Below are 20,484 nucleotides of genomic sequence, written 5' to 3'. Positions count from 1 at the left end.
GTGGTTCAGGGGTTTCTGTCAGGTATTCTCACTCAATTTCAGTCAGTTTTATTGACAACTAAAGATCTTCAAGGTTTTCATCAAGGCTTTCCAGTTTTGATTTCACCTGTTTCAGATCTTCTCTCAGTGAATCCTTCTTCATTTTTTCAGCTAATACATCTGCTTCTAGACCTTGTTTCCTGTCTTCAAGTTGCCCTAGCTTATCTTTGAGGTCAATGATTTTCTCTTCAGTTCCGTCTTCTGTCTCCTTTCTGTTCTCCAGTTTTCTCTTCTCTTTCTTTTGCTGTGACTTGATTTCCATAATGTTTTTCTCTAGTTCCATCATTTGATCTCTAAGTTCCTCGACTTTCTTTTCTTCTTTTTTCCTTTCTTTCTCTGTGTTAACGGTTTGTTTGTGTTTTTCTAGGTCTCTTTCTGAGTCGAATACATGTTTGCATTCATCACAGATAAATGCCTCACTGTTTTGGTGTCCGTCTTTGACGGTTTGTTTGTGTTTCTCTAGGTCTCTTTCCGAATCGAATACCTCGTTACATTCATCGCATACAAATACTTCATCATCCGTACTTACCTCCTCTTCAGTTTCTTTACTTGATACTCTGGCTGGAATCTCTTCTCTATCCTTTTCTCTGTCAACGTCACTGATTTTTACAGGTGGACGGCTTGGTTCCTCTTCTGTTTTCTGTACTGTTTCAGTTGATTCGGTTTCGGTTCCAGAATCGACGACGCTTACAGGTATTTCTTGTTGTTCCTGGCTTTCCTTCTTGAGGATTTCACCGAAGTCTATATCCTGTTTCTTGGAGTATTCTTTGATCTCTTCTACCTTGCTTTGTGCCAGTTTATCGTATCTTCTCTTTCTTTTCAGGAAGCCTGCAACCGAACTAATTACCAGTAAAGCCAGTAAGGCAAGCATTATATCTCCGACAGGTATGCTATCAGTCAGATCGTCTTCTTCCCTAACTATCAGTGTCGAATACGATGAGGCCTCTTTACCTGAGTAAGATGCTTTAGTCTCAATTCTGTATGTTCCAGGCGGTAAGTCCAGGTCAAGATTCCTTACTATTGATGCAGAGGTCTGGACTGCAAGTTCCTCTTTCTTTTCATGTACGACCTGTCCTGTACTGTTCCGAACTGTGGTAAATAATTCTATATCAACCCTTCCGGACTGACCTAAGTTAAAGATCTCTAAGTTATAATCAGTGTTTTCTGATTCTTTAATCGTATTATCTGATAGCTTCATTTTTACATCAAGAAGCTCCTGTTTCCCAGACTCTATCAATACATTGACCGGTATCGTAGCAGAACTGTTGTTAGCCGATGCCTGAACCGATCTTTCCAGCACCCTGTTGGTAAGGTTTTCATCTGAAAGATATCCCGGAACCACAATATCTAAACCGGTTTTTACCGAGGATCCAGCCGGTACATTAACCTCTGTCTGTTCAAGAGTCAAAGCGTCAACTGTTTCCACGCTCAGTCTTTCCACATCAATATCTGCGAGGGCATCTATATCTCCGGTGTTTTCAAGCTCTAACTCTGCCTCAGAGGTCTCACCAGGCTTAAGCTTGATACTTAGTTTCTCATCAGTGAATGATAGCTCTGCTTGTTCCTCATCCTCAATAGGATCTATTATGGTGCCTCCGCCTCCACCTCCAGATGAGCCTCCGCCATCATCATCGTCACTGCTTCTATCCAGTAAATCCAGAATACTGTCAATAATCGAGGTCTGACCGTATTCCTCGGATACAACTCTCAGCATAGATACCGTTCTTGTATTATCTTGGTTAAACCCTAGACCTGTTTCAATCACTGCCTCAACCAACTTGAACCCTGGATCAACAGATTCGTTAAAACCAAGATTCGTACCGTAGATCCTCAAGGAGCTATAAATTCTCGGAGTATTCGATGTCTCTACCAGTCCCTGAGTTACCGATCTTCCTAAGTTTTGTTCTGAATCGAATAATGTTCCGTAGGAAAGAGTTGAAGCGGTGAACCTGGAAGTTAAGCTACTTCTGTCCTCAGTTAAAGATATATCTAAGGTTTCTTCGTTGATTCTTGGTAAGGTGCTTACGCCCAGGCTTTGGTCTTCCTGAAGTAGATTCTGTGTCAAGATACGGTCCATGTCTCTTGCAGTATCTATGGAAGAGTCTGTAAACAGAGTCTTCTCCAATGTTCTAGAGTAAAGTCCTTGAGTTGTCTCTGAACCGGTTAGACCAAGGCCGTTTGTAACTGTTCTGCCCAATGCCGAAATACTGGTTGCTTTGTATCCTAAACTAGTTTCGGTATTCAGTATTCTTTCAAGCCTTGATCCGGCAATATTATTGATTTCCGGACCTACTGTTTCAGTGATCTTCCGGAAACCGTTGGCATCTCTGTTCTCTGAACCTGTCCCGGTAATAAGTTCTACCATGTTCCGGTCAACCGCTCTTACTGATTCAGCGATATTATCTACTTCAATATCAGCCTCAGTAACTCTGAACACAGCCAAGCCTTCTCTTAACTCAACTGAGGTTGTCTGGAACCCTGAATCAAGGATTCTTTCAACGGAAACAAATCTTTCAACCCTGTTTTCTACTGATAAATCCTGTTCAAGCAATCTTTCCAGTTTTGAGCTTACCGTCTGATCGAACCCGGCTCCTACTGGTTGAGAAATAACGGAGTAAACCCTGAGAGTTACACTTTCTTCTCCTGTGTATCCGAGATTGGAGTTAATAATTCTGTCCAGATTACTGCTGGTAACCGGGTCAGGTGTTACTGTTTTTACCGCGGTATCTGTTAACCTTGAGACAACTGATGTGGTTTCTACATTCTGGTCTACTCCGAACTCTAGTTCTGTGAATCTGTCCTGTAAAAGGCTTCTGGATTCGAATCCAGTTATGTCTAACTGATTATTCAACAATCGGTTTAGGAAGATTGTCTGAGAGTCTGTGAAGCTGCCGTCGATAATCCCGTTTGTCACTCTCTGCAACGCGGTACTTCTATCAGCTAATATCTCTGTTTCAAGACCTAGGATACGGGATCTCCCGAACTGTTTTTCTGTAATAATGGTTTCTGCTCCTGAAACCAGGGTTGTAATCCCTCTGCTGAATTCAGGTTCTTTCTTCGATAATTCTTCGATAGCTAGATTCTCTGCATTAAATCTGGAAAGTATGCTAGAGGCAAGTACATCTACTTCTGAATCAATCTCTATCTGTTCGTTACGGTTGAGATTAAGGATTCTGACAGGAGTATTTATACCTGTGAATGTTTCTACGTTCAATCTTGCGAGCGCTGATCGGGTCTGTATGTTCCTGGTTAAACTTAGATCCTGTAAAACTGTTCGGCCTAGTGATGCTGTATAGAAGGCTTCCTCTGTCGAAATGTATGAATCGGTTACCGTTCTGCGGAGATCAAATAAAGATAATGTATTCGAAGCGATTGTTGTCTGTGTCTCAAGAACTCTCTGCTGTGATAGGAACCGGGTTTCCATTGTTCCCGCACTAATACCTGATTCCAGTAAACGGTCTAGAGCCGCTTCCGTGCTCACTGTTTCTGTACCTGCAATGGTTTCTGCTGCCGATCTCAGGGTAAATGTATTCCGCGTGTTAAGAATGATTCCATCCAATGAGAGCTGGTTCAACCTCTGGTTGAGAACTGTTCTCGTTTCTGTAGTTCCTGCTGTCAAGCCATCAATTACAATCCTTTTGAGTTCCGGTAACCCTGTTGCCGTTGCTTCCGTATCAATTTGCAGTATTTCGTTTCTAAGGATGTCTGTTATTCTCAGTGTTGTACTTGAGTATACTGCTGTTACCGGTTCTTTTCTTTCTAGTGTGGTTGTTCTTTCAGTTCCTGTACCGGTTAACAAGGCCTCTGTAGCTGTTCTAGCCAGGTCCGAGGTTACTGTTTCCTGGTTCTCTGAGTTTACTTGTTGTTCTAACAGTCTTAGGAAGCTCTGTTGATTCAGTTCTTCACTCTCTATGCCAAATGTTTCCAGCTCTTCTCTGATTCTGAGTACTGTTCTAGAGATCTCCTGATTTACAGTGGTTTCGAAACTATCTTCTCTGTCTAAGTTGCTGGTTCTGTCGGTCTCCGGATCTATCGAGAAAACGTCCGTGAATAACCTGCTTCCGGTAAATGATCTTGTCAGGCTTCCTGTAAAGGCAGTGATGGTTTGTTCTGTTCTTCTCAGGTTACTGGAGATAAACCGGTCTTCACTTGTCTGGATTGTTTCCGTCAAAGTTCTTATGCCCGAGATACTGTTTGTTGCTGTTGGTAAGACCCCGATATCTGCGGCTTGGAATCTACTGACCACTGTGTTCCTTGTTGTCTCTGATGCCGGTCTGATCTGTAGAATTTCGTCTCTAAGTATTTCTGCTATTCTTGTACTGGTTGATGCATAGGCTGTTGTTACCGTATTTATTCTGTTTATTGAAGCTGTTCTGGTAGCAGTTTTACCTGATAGAAGTATTTGACTGGTTTCCCTTACCAGATTTGAAGTAATGGTTTCCTGACTTTCCAAAGTTATTTCTTGTTGGAATATTCTCGCCGATGATACCTGTCTGATTGTCTCGCTTCCGAGTGTAAATGTTTCCAGTTGATCTCTGAGATTTGTGATTGACCTAGTTGTTTCTGTTCCTATAACTGTATCAAAACCGGTTTCCCTCAGATTTTCTAAGAATCTACTTGTTTCCGGATCCTGAGAGAATATATCTGAGATTATTCTGTTTCCGGTGAATGATCGGGCAAAGCTTCCTGTAAATGTGGCTGTAGTCAAATCTGTCCTTATCAGATTACTATCTAATGATTCACTGCTTTCAGTAAAGAAGTTCTCTGTTAAACCTCTTGTTCCTGTGAAGGTTCTGCTTTGAGGTACTATAAACCCAAAGCCGGCATCTACTGCTCTGTTGATAACTGTGGTTCTTGTTGTCTGTGATCGTGTATTGATTTGCAGATCTTCGTCTCTCAGAAGATCGCTAACAGTGCTTATCTCTGTCGAATAAACTGTTGAAACTGATTCTATTCTACCTAAAGCGGTTGCCCGGCTCTCAAACGCGGATGAAAGAAGTACTTCCGTAGTTGTCCTAGCCAAGTTCGAGACGGTTGTCTGTTGATCACCAGATGTTATTTCCTGCTCGAACAATCTTGAGACCAGTAACAATCTATTCTCCTCGCCGTCGAATACTGCTGTTTCCAACTGTTTTCTGAAGTTCAAAGCTGTTCTAGAGGCTGTCTGACTTACAGTTGTTTCAAGAATATCCTCTCTATCCATACTACCGGTTCTAAATGTCTCCTCGCTCTGTGTGAAAATACTTGATACTAACCTACTGCCCGTGAATGATCGTACGGAACTGCCTGTGATTGAAACCCTGTTTGTATCTGTTCTTACAAGGTCGCTGAGAGATAACTGATCTTCATTTATTTGGAATGTCTCCGTAAGAGTTCTTATTCCTGTAATACTTCCTCTTGTCCCTGTAGCTAGGATTCCTATACCATTTTCCTGTTGTCTGTTAATTAATGTATTTCTCGTTATCTCAGGCTCCGAGTCAATTCCTAAAATTTGGTTCCTCAGGATATCAGATACTCTTACAGTAACAGTTGAATATGCAGTTGTTACTGTATTAATTCTGTCTGTTTTGGTTGCTCTGGTGCTTGTTTCACCCAATAACAGTATTTGACTTGTCGTTCTTGCGAGACTTGAGGAGAAAGCCTCCTGGTTCTCTGAGGTTACTTCTTGCCGTAAAAGCCTTGCCGCTGATACCTGTCTGGTTGATTTGGGATTGGTTGAGAATGACTCGAGTCTTTTTCTGAGGTTTATCGCTATTCTTGTAGTTGTCGATCCTACGTTTGTATCAAGATTGTTCTCTCTCAGATTTTCTAGGAATCTACTTGTTTCTGAATCCTGAGACACTATATCCGAGATCACTTTGATTCCAGAATATGTTCTTGTGGAGGCGCTCGTTAAGCTGGATAAGGTTTCATCTGTTCTTTCTATGGTATTGGTCCGTGTTTGTTCATTACTTGTTAGAAAACTATCTGCCAGAAGCCTTGTTCCGGTGAATATTCTACTGTTTTGAGGTGCTATAATTCCAAGGCTGGTCCCTGCTGCTCTGTTGAGTGAGGTGGTTCTTGTTGTCTGTGGTTCCGGATTAATCCGCAGAATTTCACTTCGCAAGATTTTCGTTATTCTTAGTGTTGTGGTTGAGTATACGGCTGATACCGGTTCCTCTCTTTCTAGTGTAGTCGCTCTCTCAGTTCCTGTACCGGGGAGTAAAGCTTCTGTAGTCGTTCTGGCTAAATTAGACGTGATGGTCTCCTGGTTTCGTGATTCTATTTGTTGCTCTAACAATCTCAGGAAGTCTGGCTGACCTATTTCCTCATCTTCTATATTGAATGTTTCTAGTTGCTGTTTAGTTCTGACTATTATTCTTGAGGCTTCCTGGTTGATAGTTGTTTCAAAACTGTCTTCTCTGTCTAGGTTGTTTGTTCTATCGGTCTCCGGATCTATCGAGAATATGTCCGTGAATAATCTGTTCCCGGTGAATGATCTTCTCAAACTCCCTGTGAAGTCGGTGATAGTTTCATCTGTTCTTATCAGGTTGTTGAAAATGAACTGGTTTTCCTCCGTTTGGAAAGTCTCCGTGATAATCCTTGAACCTGTGAACCCTCTTGTCCCTGTTGCCAATATTCCAATACCGTTCTGGCGTTGCCTGTTGAAAGTTACGGTTCTCGTTGTTTGTGGCTCTGGACTGATCTGTAGAATTTGATTTCTGAGGACATCAGATACCCTTATACTGATGTCTGAGTATGTAGTTGTTACCGTATTTAATCTGTTTGTTGAAGCTGTTCTAGTACTAGTTGTACCTGAAAGAAGTATTTGACTGGTTACCCTTGCTAAGCTCGAACTAACTGTTTCCTGGTTGTTGGAACTTATTTTCTGCTGCAAAAGTCTTGCTGTTGATACCTGTCTGTCTGTCTCGGTACTGGCTGTAAATGACTCTAGCTGACCTCTCAGATTTACGATTGTACCAAATGTTTCTGATCCTATTGTTGCATCTAAACTGTTTTCCCTTAGATTTTGGAGCGCTCTATCTATCTCCGAATCCTGTGATACTACATCTGAGATTAATCTGTTACCGGTAAAAGAACGCGTTAAGGTTCCGGTAAATGCTGCAGTGGTTGGTTCTGTTCTTATCAGGTTGCTGAAAGAGAACTGGTTATCACTTTCTCGAAGAATTTCCGATAGAGTTCTTGTTCCGGCGAATGCTCTGTTCTGAGGTGTTATGATTCCAAGGCTGACATCTGTCGCTCTGTTGACCACTGTAATGCTTGATGCCCGTGATTCTGGTTTGATCTCTAGAATGTTGTTTCTTAGTACTTGTGTTATCCTTGTAGTGGCCGATATATAGGTTGCTGTTACCGTCTCTATTCTATTTATTGAACTGGTTCTGGCGTTGGTCGCGGTTGGTAAAAGGATTTGACTGTTCGCTCTCACCAAGTTGGAAGTAAATGTGTCCTGGTTGTTAGAAGTTATTTCCTGCTGTAAAAGTCTTGACACCGTTGTTTCTCTGGTGAAACTATTGCTGATGCTGAGTTCCTCTAACTGATCTCTGAGATTCAGAACCGTCTTTGAGGTTGTCTGACCTATCTCGGTGTTGAAAGCATCTAGCCTTTCTATACTCCCTTTCCTAATTGTATCCGAGTTCTTGAAAAACGTATTTTGAATAAACCTATTGCCGGTGAATGATCTTGTAAAGCTTCCTGCAAACGGAGCCGGTGTGTTAAATTCCCTTCCAAGCTTGCTGGCTGATACTTGGTCATCATTTGTTTGAAGGGTCTCAGCCAGACTTCTAGCTCCTTTGAAACTGTCTTCCTTGGATGTCAGAATATCCAGACTGATTTCCTGCAGCCTCACGAAGTTCTGGATTCTCGTTGTCTGTGATTTGAGCTCGAACTGTACAAATACCTCTCTTATAATATTCCTTACTCCCAATTCAATGGTATTGTAGCTCGCTGATTCTGCTTCTATTCTTTCCAAAAAGCTTGTTCTAGTCTCTGTTGATCCTATCTCTGTATTGAATCCTTCTTCTCGACGGGTTTCAACTGCTCTGTCATCTAAAATTATCGTGGAGAAAGCCTGTGAGAAAACTCTGGTACCTGAAAATGTTTTCTCAAAGCTACTTGTTACTTCAGATAAGGTTTCATCTGTTCTTGCTAAGGTGTTAGCCCGTGTCTGTTCATTAGCTGTTAGGAAACTCTCTGCTAGAAGCCTTGCCCCGATAAAGCTTCTACTGCTTTGAGGTGCTATAATCCCTAGGCTGGCATCCTGTATCCTTTTAGGCGATGAATTTCTTTGAATATTCTCGGAGTATTGAACTGTTACGGTTTCCAGTTTCTGCGATAAGCTTTGACGGTCAATCACTTGCTGGTCCGAGAATACTTCTGATAAAGCTCTGTTGACCTCCATATCATTTCTAATGAATACGGTTTCTATTCCCGTTGTCTGTGTGAGGACTCTTGCTATATCTGCGGATTGGGATACTGCTTCCCCGGTAACAATATTAACGGAACTCTCCCTGAAGCCGATAGTAGATCTGGATAATACGTTTAATTCATTGTATGTTTCTGTATTCACTCTATCCTGGACAACTCGGCGCCTATTTGCCGCCACTACCGAGACCTGTGAGTTAAGCACTCTTCCCCCTGTAAATACCTGTTTTATCTGTTCCTTGTAACCAATCTCTTCCCCAATTTTCCGTATGTTTAGAACTGCCCGTGTCTGTGTGTTACTTATCTTTACAGTATTTTCGAATGATCTGCTGCCAACGAAAGACCGGAGCTGGATAGTATCTGGTTCAAATATTTCAGACAACGATCTCTGATAGCTGAAGGATCGGAAAACGTTCTCATTGATTTTAAGGGATTGGTCGAGTGTTCTTAGGGACAGGAGAGATCTTGAGGAACTATCTGATTGAAGAATATCTACCGCCGGAGCTGATTTTTGGAGAATTGAAAGTCTGGTCTGATCATCTACTAATCCAACAACTGTCTCATCTATCCTTAAGAGCTCCAAGCTTCTGAAGATCTGGGTATCTCCTGTCAGGGTTTGTCTAACTGTTCTTGCTCCTGTGAAAATATTTGCTTCATTAGTTTCTTGGCTGTAAATGTCCTCAAAAGCTCTTTTCACCGAGGTTGAACGAATAAAGTCACTATTGAAGTCAATGGTTTCCGAAAATATCCTGTTGGCCTGGGTGTTTCTCGTATAAATTTGATTTAGACTAAATGTGTTTAATATATCTCTCAGGTTGAACGCTGTTCTCGTAGATATGTCATCCGGTTCTAAAACTTGGTCAAGGCTTCTCTTAAGAAATGAACTGATCTTTCGATCGTCACTGTAATCTATACCCTGGGTGAGGAGCCTTTCACCAACATATCTTCTCACGGGATTGTTAGAGACTTTATAGGTGTTTTTGAGTATTCTCTGAAATACTCCTTCCCTACTTACTGGATCAGAATACTCCAATTTACTTATCTGTGTTCTGATGCCATTGTAGAATCTGAAGTTCTGTGGATCAATTGTTATCGCTTGGCTAAATATTCGTTCTATCCCTGATAATCTTGCAACAGGTTCAGATAGACTCGCTCCTGTTATGAAAGCCCTGTTGTTGTCTGTGTTTCTGGGCTGTATGTTATTGGCTTTCAAAGATGTTTTTTGGTCTTTCTTAAAATTCTGGCTTCTGTTTACGGTGTCACTGTAATTGATGGTTTCTCTCTTTGACCTATCGAGATCCTGAGTCCTTACTTGTTTGTTCGTAAAATTAACTGTCTGTGATAGCTCTCTGTTTCCGGCAATGTTTCTTTCCGTGAGATCGGTGTAGTTGAAGTTTACTGAAATCTGTCCAGTGTAATTGATGGTCGGTCTTACGGTGAATGAGTCGGGTTCCGTTGCGTTGAAGTTTCCTGATGTATCGTTATACCATATTCTCCATCGAACTAGTTTCTCTTCTTCGATGCTTTTGTTTTGCCATTCAAATTTTGTTTCATTCCATTTTTGTCTACTGTAGTATGGTTCTGGGGAACCGTAGGAATCGGTCTTGTTTTCGAAAACACCTGTTTCGTTTGTTTCAAGCTTCGCATGAGAAAGGTTGAAGTTATCGTATCCCTCCGCCTCAAGCAAATTAGTTTGGTTGTTAGTGATAATGGAGTAGTTCTGTGAAGCATTTCTTACATCAGGAGGTATATCATCAGTCGTTACCTCCACAGCCTGGAAGTTAAGCGACATATTATCCTGTGTTCCGGAATTCGGCTCTGTATCTAGAAACCTTGTCTCGGTCAAACCGTTACTTGAAATATAATTTAGAGGATCATCAAACCTATCACATCCTCCGGTCTCACACACTGAAAAAGCATCATAGTCCAGTGAAGTCGAGCTGACATCGTATATATTATCATCGTAGGAACCGGTATTGTAGTTATAAACCCTCCAGTCGAAGGATTCTCCAGTAGTTTTACTATCGTGAATAAAAGTTATTTTGGTTATCTTGTTCTCCTCACTCACTTGATTAAAGTCTACATCAACCTGCAAGTTGTCGTCTCCAAAAATTTCAAGAGCGCCTGAAGTATCTTCCTCTTGTATTTTCCAGTTAATTCCATTTCTTTGTTCTGTGTCGGATAGACTGTTTTCAACCTCGTTTCCTGGGTCCACAGTTGCGGAATTAGCGGTATAGTTTGTATCACCTAAAGCTGGGGCTACATGTAAGACTAGAACTGTTACTAATAATGCTGTTCTGAAAAATTCAGTTTTCTTCATGTTTTATCCAGCTGTTTTCTCGGTGTTGATCCCCCTCGAGTATACAAAAAATGTGGTCTTGCTGGAATAAAAACATGTTACCAGTATATCTCTAATTTTGGGTATAGAAGGCTCTGTATCATAAAATAAAAAGAAGAGAAAATGTAGGACTAGGAGTTCAGTCTTTAGCTAGTGCCGCCGTCTTGAATTGTGACGTTGTGTGTAACTGTCAGCTGATCTCCGTCAAGTAGGTTGGCGTCAGGGAACGATCCTCCTGAAATCAGTGTGTTTCCAGAGTTCGCGTAGTTCAGACCTGTTGTGTTGACGATTAGTTCTTCACCATCAGCAAGTTCTGCTGTGAACGTGTTTTGAACCTCGAATTCTCCTGTTCCGTAAAGGGTTGTACCTCCTTCGGTTCTACCTAAATTGGAGTCTGTAATTTCTTCAGGTAGAATTGTGTCACTTGTTCCGGGAGCTGAACCATTACCTACGGAAATGTGTTTTGCCTCCGCGGTGTCGGCTGATAATCCGTTGGGGTCCGAAATCTGACCTCTGATCCAGTTAGCTCCTTGATCGGTCAGTAAGTTGTGTTCTTTTTCTTTGTACACCACTTCTCCTTCTCTTTCTACTTCAACAGTGTATACTCCGTTCCATTGACTTGAGTCCTGCTCGGAGGTTCTTTCTTCTGTTATTCCATTATCTAGCGCTACTCCTGCTCCGAAGGAAACTGCTAGTCCTAATGATAGTAGAGCCACAAGCTGTCCCTGTGTGCTCTGCTCTAAAAGTTCAATCGGGTTTACCATGAACCTAAAATTGTAGTGGCCGGTTTAAATATATTCCCGCCACAGAACTATCGATCCAACGAGTAAGAACGGCATGAATAGCTTGTTAATGAGGTCTATATTCAGGCTTAACGTATGAACCGGGAGACGTATTGTCCCAAAGTAATATTGTCTCAGTACTGTGGCGCTGACATCGGTACATACACCTACCTGATCATTAATTCCCGGTTGTTCACCTCCTTCTAGGTTACATCCGGAAGGCAGGTTGGCCGGTAAGGAGAAAACCGCTAGAACATATCCGGGTATCAGTAACAGTAACAGTAGAGCCGCTATTTTCCTCCTCGTAAAATCCATACCTAATTATATACAAAATGTTATTGAAAAACTGTTTCCTTCTCTTCGGAGAAATTGGTCACCCTAAAAATAAATCTCATCGTTGTTGCCTCTTGCACATGTGTTACTGATTCGGTATTAGTTCAGGGTTGTTCCTGTATCTTCTCTCGATGTATATAGAATTCCTACTACTCTGTGGGTTATCTGTGATCTCTGTATCTGTGAACCGTATTCGTTGTTGTCTCCTTTCATCAATAGGTAGTCTCCGGTGTTGAGGTAGTTTGCCTGGACTCTATGGATTACGGTACCTGAATCTGTTGAGTACCTGAGTATGTCTCCTTCGGATATTGAGCCTCCTTTATATTCTTTCATTAAGACGGTGTTACCTGAGAATATGGCGGGCCGCATGGATTTACCTTCAGGTTTTGATACTGCGGATGCATCGACCCTTATATTTCCTTGTTGGGTATCGTAGTCTATTTGTGTGTAGGCTGCTTGAATGTAGTTACCTGTTTCTCTCCTATCTTGGTTCTGTGAGTTCATTTCGACGTTTGTCACAGGTTCCGGGCATGTTAGGTTGTAGCTCGGATTGTATACAGGTTCTTCGTCTAGTCCTGTTGACTGATGTGTACTGATCATTCCGCCGAGGTACCCGGTGAAAAGTACAGTTATTATAATTAGTGTTTCTCCTAACCTGAGGTATCTCCGATTCCCAATCATGTTATGACTATACAGTAAAAGTATTTTATATGTTGAGTGCTGGTAACAACATCAATCTGTAAAGCGATCCCAACAAAAAAGGTCAAGATATAGAACCGGTCCAGGTAGGGTTATAGTTTTAATTCAGCGCCACATATTCAAAGTCAATGGCCAATATTCTGGTATTCTTCGTTGTTTTGCTGGCAGCTTTGCTTTTCCCATTGCTGCTTAGAGGGCTTCACATTCCCTGGGTCATCGCATTGATCATTGCAGGGGTGATATTAGGTCCTTCCGGATTGGAAATTGTTGCGGGAGACCCTGTCATCGATTTCCTTAGCCAGATAGGAATCGTATTCCTGATGTTTATGGCAGGGCTTGAAACCGGTTTTTCCCGGCTTAAACAGCTTGGAAAGACCTCTACCAGCATAGCTGCTGCCAACGGGCTCATACCTTTCGGTGTAGGTACATTGATCACTCTTTACTTTGGTTATGGAGTTGAGACCGCTATAGTTATAGGAGCAGCATTCATGTCCTCTTCAGTAGCTGTAGTTCTTCCAACTCTAGAGTCCAACGGTATGATGGATACCAAAATCGGTTCAACAGTGATATCATCCGTAGTTCTACAGGATCTCAGTAGTCTTATAGTGCTTGGATCTTTAATCCATCAGTCACAGTCCGGATCAAATCTCCCCCTACACTTATTTGTAATATCTATTTTCACCTCCATAGCATTCCTGAAACTGGTAATACCGAAACTTAAGGAATTCCTAGAATACGAGGACAGGGAAATTCGAGGCAAAGGATTTGAAACAGAGCTAAGAATGGTTATAGTAATACTTATAGGTGTAGTAGCATTCTACGAAGTGATAGGTTTACATTCAATTGTCTCTGGGTTCCTTGCAGGCCTCTTCCTCTCAGACATCATCCAGCATGAAGATATAATAAATAAGATCCATGCAATTGGTTACGGTATCTTTATACCGATATTTTTCATTGAAGTAGGATCCTCTTTCGAAATACAGGCCTTAACCAACCTTACTTCGACAGCACTCATGGCTGGAGCAATAATTCTAGGAACCACGTTATCCAAGTTCTTCAGCGGTTACTTTGCATCCAGAGTCAATGACTTTTCAGTGCCGGAGAGTTCATTTATAGCATCTACAAGCCTTCCACAGCTTTCCACGGCTTTGGCTGTAGCTTACCTGGGAATACAGACCGGGATAATAGATCAAAACCTTATGACCTCCGTCCTACTGTTAAGTATAGTTACAACCGCCCTGAGCTCATTCCTGATAAACAGGACGTACGATTGGATGGATGAAGATGGAGAGACTCGATTAGAAAGTAACTTTTTAAGCCGTTTCACCTAAAATTTATCTGTGGCTTCAGATTATACAGGGCTCTCACAGGAAGAAGCAGAGAAGAAGCTTGAAGAACACGGCAGCAACGAGCTGAAAGAAGAGAATAAAACTACCAAGCTCGATATTCTTGTTAGACAGGTAAAGGGAAACTTTCTTATCTGGATACTGTTGTTTGCAGCCGGTATTTCTTACTATGCATCGATTTACAAGCCTGAAAAGATATTCACATTCTACTTCATAATTATAATAGTTGGAATCCTGGTTGTGACAGGTTTCATCCAGGAGTGGAAAGCCGAAGAGGCGATGAAGAAATTAAAGGATATGCAAAAGTCCAAGACCACTGTGGTGAGAAATGGGAAGAAGAAAGAGATTCCTAGTGAGAACGTGGTTCCCGGGGATATACTTAAACTTGAGAGAGGGGATTCCGTTCCTGCTGATGCAGAAATTCTAGAGTCAAATGATATTTCTATAGACGAAGCTACACTTACAGGTGAAAGCGAGGCCGTCAGTAAAGAAGACGGAGACGAAATATACTCAGGCACAACCATAGTATTTGGAAAATGTACTGCAAAAGTCACCGCCACAGGGATGGATACTGAACTAGGCAAGATCGCGGACCAGGTTCAGGGAGAGACAAGAGACAGCCCCCTCAAACGTAAGATGAATACCCTGGCAAAGAGATTTGCGGCTGTAGCATTGGTAGCGGTCGGTCTTATAATGACACTGGGATTCTTAGAAGGTGCGGATATGTTCAATGTTGTACTTGTGAGTATAGCCCTTGCTGTAGCATCTGTACCGGAGGGACTACCGCTAGCCCTTACTTTGACTCTTTCCTATGGGATGAGGGATATGGCGGAGAAAAATGCTATCGTGAAGAAGATGCTTGCGGTTGAAGGACTTGGATCCACTACTGTAATATGTACGGACAAGACAGGGACTTTGACAAGAAACGAAATGACTATACAGAAGGTTTTCGCCGACTTTGAAGAATTTGATGTGGAAGGTGTAGGATACGTCCCTGAAGGAGATATAACCCAGAACGGAGAACAAGTGGATGTTGGAAACAGAGAGACACTTAGAAGACTGGTTAAGACAGGATTGTTGTGTAATAACTCTGAACTGGTTGAGGAAAACGGTGATTACGGTATATCTGGAGAACCTACAGAGGCTTCGCTTGTAGTGCTTGGAGAGAAGCTGGGAACCAGTAGAGAGGAAAAAGAGGAGGAAATGCCTAGAGAGGATGAGATACTTTTCACATCGGAGAGAAAGATGATGACAACGGTAAACAAGGTGGAAGACCGGTGTGATGCTTTCACGAAAGGCGCTCCAGAATTTGTCTTAGAGAAATGCTCCCATATAATGATTGAAGGCGAGAGAAAAGAACTTACAGAACAGAAAAAACAGGATATACTTGAAAAGAACAAAGAATACGCAAATGATGCATTAAGAGTTCTGGCACTGGCCTACAGAGAGGATGTATCCGAACCATTTGACGCTGAAAACATAGAGGAAGATCTTACACTTCTGGGACTTGCTGGAATGATTGACCCGGCTAGAGAGAATGTAAAGGATGCGATAGAGACATCTCATACTGCTGGTGTGGATGTGAAAATGGTTACAGGTGATAACCCGCGTACAGCTAAGGCTATTGCAGAACAGATAGGTCTCGTGGATTCTGATGCCAGGGTGATGACAGGAGACGAGATAGAGGAAATGGATGAAGAAGAACTGATGGATGTACTCCCTGATGTGGAGATATATGCCAGGACAAAACCGGAGCATAAAAACAGTATAGTAAGTGCATTACAGGACGAAGGAGAGATCGTTGCGATGACAGGGGATGGAGTAAACGATGCTCCGGCCGTGAAAAACGCGGATGTAGGCGTTGGAATGGGTCAGAAAGGAACAGATGTTACAAAAGAAGCCTCCGATGTAATACTGGAAGATGATAACTTTGGAAGCATTGTATCCGCAGTAGAAGACGGTAGACGTATATATGATAATATTGAGAAGTTTACAACCTACTTGGTATCCAGAAACTTTGCAGAAATCATTACTATTCTAGCGGTAGTATTAACATTCCCTTACCTATTCGGGGAATCCGGTTTCAAGTACTTGCCGCTTATAGCTCTGCAGATACTGTTCATTAACGTTGTAGAGGAAGAGCTTCCATCAATATCTCTCGGCCTTGATCCGGCGGAGAAAGGAATTATGAAGAGAATGCCGAGGCCTCCAGACACAAAGATACTTAACTCAAGGAACCTAGCGCTTGTATCCGGAATATCCTTGATAGCTGGTCTGTTCGGCTACCTGGCGTTTATAGCAAGCAACCCTATAGTTGAACCGGAAAGAGCCAGAACTGTGGTATTCGCCACAAGCGTCCTTACAGTGGTTCTGAAAACATTCAGCTTCAGATCACTCACCCGGAACATAACAGAGATAGACCTCTTGAAAAACAAGCTGACGATCCTATCTGCAATCGTTGTGCTCCCGGCCGGTCTGGTCGCCATATACTTCCCGCAGCTGGCAAGGTCTGAAGTATTCGGGCATCAACCACCAGGGCTCGAAGGATGGATGCTTGCAGTGGCAGGAGCAGTAATCACAGTCCTGTTCATAGAGGCAGAAAAAGTCTACAGAAAGAGAAAGAAGTGAAGAAAATTAGTGATGCTGTACAGAGATCTTAGGGCTTTCCCCATTATCCTCAAACTGCTGGCTTTGACCTTTCCGGAAGCAGATTAGTAGGCATGAACTGGAACCCGTTGAAATAGGATATCTGTTATAGCCAGGTTTCCAAGAGAAGATCTGGATGCATTGCATGAAGCGGTACCCGCCATCTTCTCTCCATTTACTCATCTATCCGAGCTTTGTACAATTACTGACGTGATAAACTAGCTAGATTCCTCTAAAGGAACAGCTACTTTAAGTAGCTGAAGAGGCCCTGATCCATCTATGAAACATAGAAAAACTTCTTCCAGGATTTGAAAATTAATGCGGTAAAGTAAGAATCAATCAGTTATGGTTGCGGTGATTAGAAGGTAGAAAGGTTAGTGAAAGATAGGAGAGACGGAAAGAATCAAACTCCTAAAATGGAGTTTGGAGTGTGTCCTCTGGATTTGCTCCCAGAGAGACTGTGTTTTCTGGAGGTGATCCAGCCGATGGTTCCCCAACGGCTACCTTGTTCGCGTGAATCCCTAGTTCGCACTAAGGCGCGGACTGTATCATCTCCCTTCAATCGGGGCCGGCGTGCAGTCTCTGAGGGGCTATTCTCCTCTGTTTCCAGATCCGAAGTGAGCTTCCCTGCGGATCGACCGCATCGATCGGACATTTTTACCTTGTACCTTCCGGGCTTAAAAGCCGATGGAAAGTATTCCGGTATTCCGATATGCTTGCGGTGTTCCCCGCATATAGCCGGTTTTGTTCTGAGCCTCTCGGTTCAGAGTCACAATTCAAGGATTATGACTTAGCCCCCCTTGCCAAGCTCAGACTTGACCTTGGAAAACCAAGAGCTCGTCTGAACCTGACTCGGGTGACTTGACAGGCGGTGTGTACAAGGAACAGGGACTTATTCGCCGCTAGATGATGACCAGCGACTACTACCGATTTCGACTTTATGAGGACGAGTTGCAGTCCTCAATCCGTATTGAGACTGGATTTGGGGGGTTAGCTTCCCCTTTCGGGGTGGCATCCCTTTGTTCCAGCCATTGTGGGCCGCGTGTATCCCAGAGCATTCGGGCCATACTGACCTACCGTGGCCCGCTCCTTCCTCTGGTTTATCACCAGCGGTCTCTCACGAGTGCTGAATCCCCGAAGGGATCCATGGCAACATGAGATGCGGGTCTCGCTCGTTACCGGACTTAACCGGACACCTCACGGCACGAGCTGACGGCGGCCATGCAGCTCCTCTCAGCGCGTCGGGTAAGCTCTTCAAGCTGACCGTCATTCTGCTGTCGGCTCTGGTAGGGTACTCTGCGTTGGATCTAATTAAACCGCAGCCCCCACCGGTTGTGGTGTTCCCCCGTCAATTCCTTTAAGTTTCAGCCTTGCGACCGTACTACCCAGGCGGTGCGTTTAACGATTTTTCTTCGGCACCGGCTAACCACGGAGGTTAGCCGACATCAAACGCACATTGTTTACAGCTAGGACTACGAGGGTATCTAATCCCCTTTGCTCCTCTAGCTTTCGTCCCTCACCGTCGGATCAGTACTCGTCGAGCGATTTCTCCACAGGTGCTCCTCCAAGAATTTTTGGATTTCACTCCTACTCTTGGAATAGCCTCGACGCCATCCTGTCCCTAGCCATGCAGTATCCGCTGCACGTCCAAACGTTGAGCGCTTGGATTTCACAGCAGACTTACACGGCAGGCTACGGACACTTTAAGCCCAATAATAATGACTACCACTCGGGATGCTGCTATTACCGCGGCGGCTGGCAGCAGTCTTGCCCACCCCTTGTTCCGGCACCTCCTTACAGTGCAGAAAAGTAACCTTCCTTGTGGGAAGATTACACTCGGAGTCCCCTTATCGCACGTTAGTGCATTGTAAAGGTTTCGTGCCTGCTGCACCCCGTAGGGTCCGTGTTCTTGTCTCAGAACACGACTGACAGCTCCCGCTCTCACGGCTGCTACTGATTACTGGCTTGGTGAGCCGTTACCTCACCAACAACCTAATCAGCCGCGGCCCCATCCTGTGGCGTCAGAACATTTCACAGAGAACACATTCCAGTAGTTCTCTGCTATTGGGTATTAGCCTCACGTTAGCGAGGTTATCTCCATCCACAGGGCAGGTTAGCCACGTGTTACTCAGCTATCCGCCCCGAACGAATCGGTGGACTAGCATGGCTAAATCGGACTCCGATAGCAGTAGCCTCCGGCAGGATCAACCGGAATTGCCGACAGTCTTTCAGTCGGGTTGGACGGGTACATCGGAACTCAAAAAAGAGTTCCTCAAACGACAGTGTCCCTACTGTCTACCGCATATGTGTATTGCTACATGCAATAAATGAGTACAGCAAAAAACTGTACTCGGGTCCGTCTCTCCTACATCACGTAAAAAAACACTACGCTCATCTCGGCTCTTCCGAGCTCTACACCCGGCTATTAAACGGGTAACAAAATGATCCGAATTAAATCTTATAAAGGATCAGATAATCTCCGGGCATCATCACAAACGCTCAGCCCGCATACCAATAACTATTTCAAAACTTTAAATAGGTACGACCAATCGGACCCGGAGATCCGGTTATCTCTCTAGTCTTTCTGTTCCATGGTACCGACTATTTTCTCAGCGGCTATCTCATAGGCTGCCTGCCTCCCGTATTTATCCTCTTTCTCTCTCCTCTCACGGAACTTTGTGTAGGCTCCCCGAATATTCTCCTTCAGCTTCTTAAGCACTTTATCTTTCTCCCAGTAATCACCTGAACGGTTCTGAACCCATTCATAGTATGATACTGTGACTCCGCCCGAGTTGGCAAGTATATCCGGTATCATCTTGACTTCTTTCTCCTTCAGTATCTCATCTGCTTCCAGGGTCGTCGGACCGTTGGCAATTTCCACTATGTAATCTGCTTCAATATCGTCCGCATTTTCCTCGGTTATCACGTCTTCTATTGCGGCCGGGATCAGGAAATTGACATCAAGTGTTAGAAGTTCGTCGTTAGAGACTCTTTCACCGATTTTACAGACGGTTCCGTCATCACTTCTGCATTCTTTAAGCTCTCTGTAGGAGAAGCCGTTCTCATTGTATGTTGCGCCTGAGGAATCGGATACAGCTACTATTTTAACTCCTAGTTCATCCAGTTTCTCTACTGCAGGATCTGCTGCGCTCCCGAAGCCTTGTACAGCTACGGTTAGTTCTTCTAGTTCAAGATCTTGTTCTTCTATAATCTTCTCGATTATGTATGTTGCTCCGTAACCTGTTGATTCAGTTCTTCCCTCAGAGCCGAATGCCTTTACCGGTTTACCTGTTACAACTGCGGGAATGTTTTCTCTGTTGTCCACGCTGTATTCGTCCATCATCCAGGCCATATGTTTCCCGGAAGTATTCATATCAGGTGCGGGCACATCCTTGTTTTCCCCTATGACTTCCGCAATAGCATCAATGTATCTTCTGGAAAGCCGTTCTTCTTCTGCTTCAGAAAGATTGTTCGGATCAACCTTAACTCCTCCCTTCGCTCCGCCGAAAGGTATATCAGCTATGGCACATTTCAGGCTCATCCAGAGGCTCAGTGCCTTGACTTCATCCTGGTTGACATTTTTAGAGTATCTGATACCTCCTTTTCCAGGTCCTCGGGCCATTGAGTGCTGGGATCTGTAACCTGTAAAAACCTTTTTTTCCCCGTTATCCATTGAAACTGGGAAATTAACCTCTACAAACCTTTTCGGGTTCTTCAACCGGTCGTAGTAATCTTCCTTGTTAATTGCATTTAATGCTTCCTTCAAGTTTTCCTGTGCATCCTCAAAATCCGTCATACAAAATAATTAACACATCAATGTATAAACCGGTATGGTTTCAGAACGATCTCTTGTCTGTCCAATTTGTATTCATTATCTTCC

7 protein-coding genes and 1 rRNA gene are annotated in these 20,484 nt (G+C 43.4%); 2 read left to right on the top strand and 6 right to left on the bottom strand.

What is annotated here, in order from left to right; genetic code table 11:
• Nucleotides 1–58 precede the first annotated feature (58 nt).
• The 4 genes from BRC29_05405 to BRC29_05390 all read right to left on the bottom strand — a co-directional run bounded on the left by BRC29_05405 (nucleotide 59) and on the right by BRC29_05390 (nucleotide 12,594).
• Nucleotides 59–10,780, bottom strand: coding sequence for a hypothetical protein (locus BRC29_05405; protein ID PSG99523.1), 10,722 nt, complete (start codon nucleotides 10,778–10,780; stop codon nucleotides 59–61).
• Between the two features lie 164 nt (nucleotides 10,781–10,944).
• Nucleotides 10,945–11,562 (bottom strand): hypothetical protein, encoded by a 618-nt coding sequence (locus BRC29_05400; protein ID PSG99522.1) that lies wholly within the window; start codon nucleotides 11,560–11,562, stop codon nucleotides 10,945–10,947.
• Nucleotides 11,563–11,586: 24 nt separating this feature from the next.
• Nucleotides 11,587–11,895, bottom strand: coding sequence for a hypothetical protein (locus BRC29_05395; protein PSG99521.1), 309 nt, complete (start codon nucleotides 11,893–11,895; stop codon nucleotides 11,587–11,589).
• A 117-nt stretch (nucleotides 11,896–12,012) separates the two neighbouring features.
• Nucleotides 12,013–12,594, bottom strand: coding sequence for a hypothetical protein (locus BRC29_05390; GenBank protein ID PSG99520.1), 582 nt, complete (start codon nucleotides 12,592–12,594; stop codon nucleotides 12,013–12,015).
• Between the two features lie 146 nt (nucleotides 12,595–12,740).
• On the opposite strand from BRC29_05390, the gene BRC29_05385 reads away from it, so the two are divergent.
• Together BRC29_05385 and BRC29_05380 are read left to right on the top strand one after the other, a co-directional pair.
• On the top strand, nucleotides 12,741–13,943 hold the full coding sequence (locus BRC29_05385) for a hypothetical protein (GenBank protein ID PSG99519.1): 1,203 nt from the start codon (nucleotides 12,741–12,743) through the stop codon (nucleotides 13,941–13,943).
• Nucleotides 13,944–13,952: 9 nt separating this feature from the next.
• The gene (locus BRC29_05380) at nucleotides 13,953–16,586 is read left to right on the top strand and encodes a cation transporter (GenBank protein PSG99518.1); all 2,634 of its coding nucleotides are present in this window, start codon (nucleotides 13,953–13,955) and stop codon (nucleotides 16,584–16,586) included.
• 801 nt (nucleotides 16,587–17,387) lie between these two features.
• Here the strand turns inward: BRC29_05380 and BRC29_05375 are convergent.
• Both BRC29_05375 and BRC29_05370 read right to left on the bottom strand, forming a co-directional pair.
• Nucleotides 17,388–18,822: ribosomal RNA gene (locus BRC29_05375) — 16S ribosomal RNA — on the bottom strand.
• 357 nt (nucleotides 18,823–19,179) lie between these two features.
• Nucleotides 19,180–20,400, bottom strand: a complete 1,221-nt coding sequence (locus BRC29_05370) for a glutamate dehydrogenase (protein ID PSG99517.1) — start codon at nucleotides 20,398–20,400, stop codon at nucleotides 19,180–19,182.
• Nucleotides 20,401–20,484: the final 84 nt, after the last annotated feature.

The organism is Nanohaloarchaea archaeon SW_7_43_1 (assembly GCA_003009795.1).
Taxonomy (GTDB): domain Archaea; phylum Nanohalarchaeota; class Nanosalinia; order Nanosalinales; family Nanosalinaceae; genus SW-4-43-9.
Note: the sequence above shows the minus strand (reverse complement) of the source record. Positions and strands in the feature narration are given on the sequence as shown.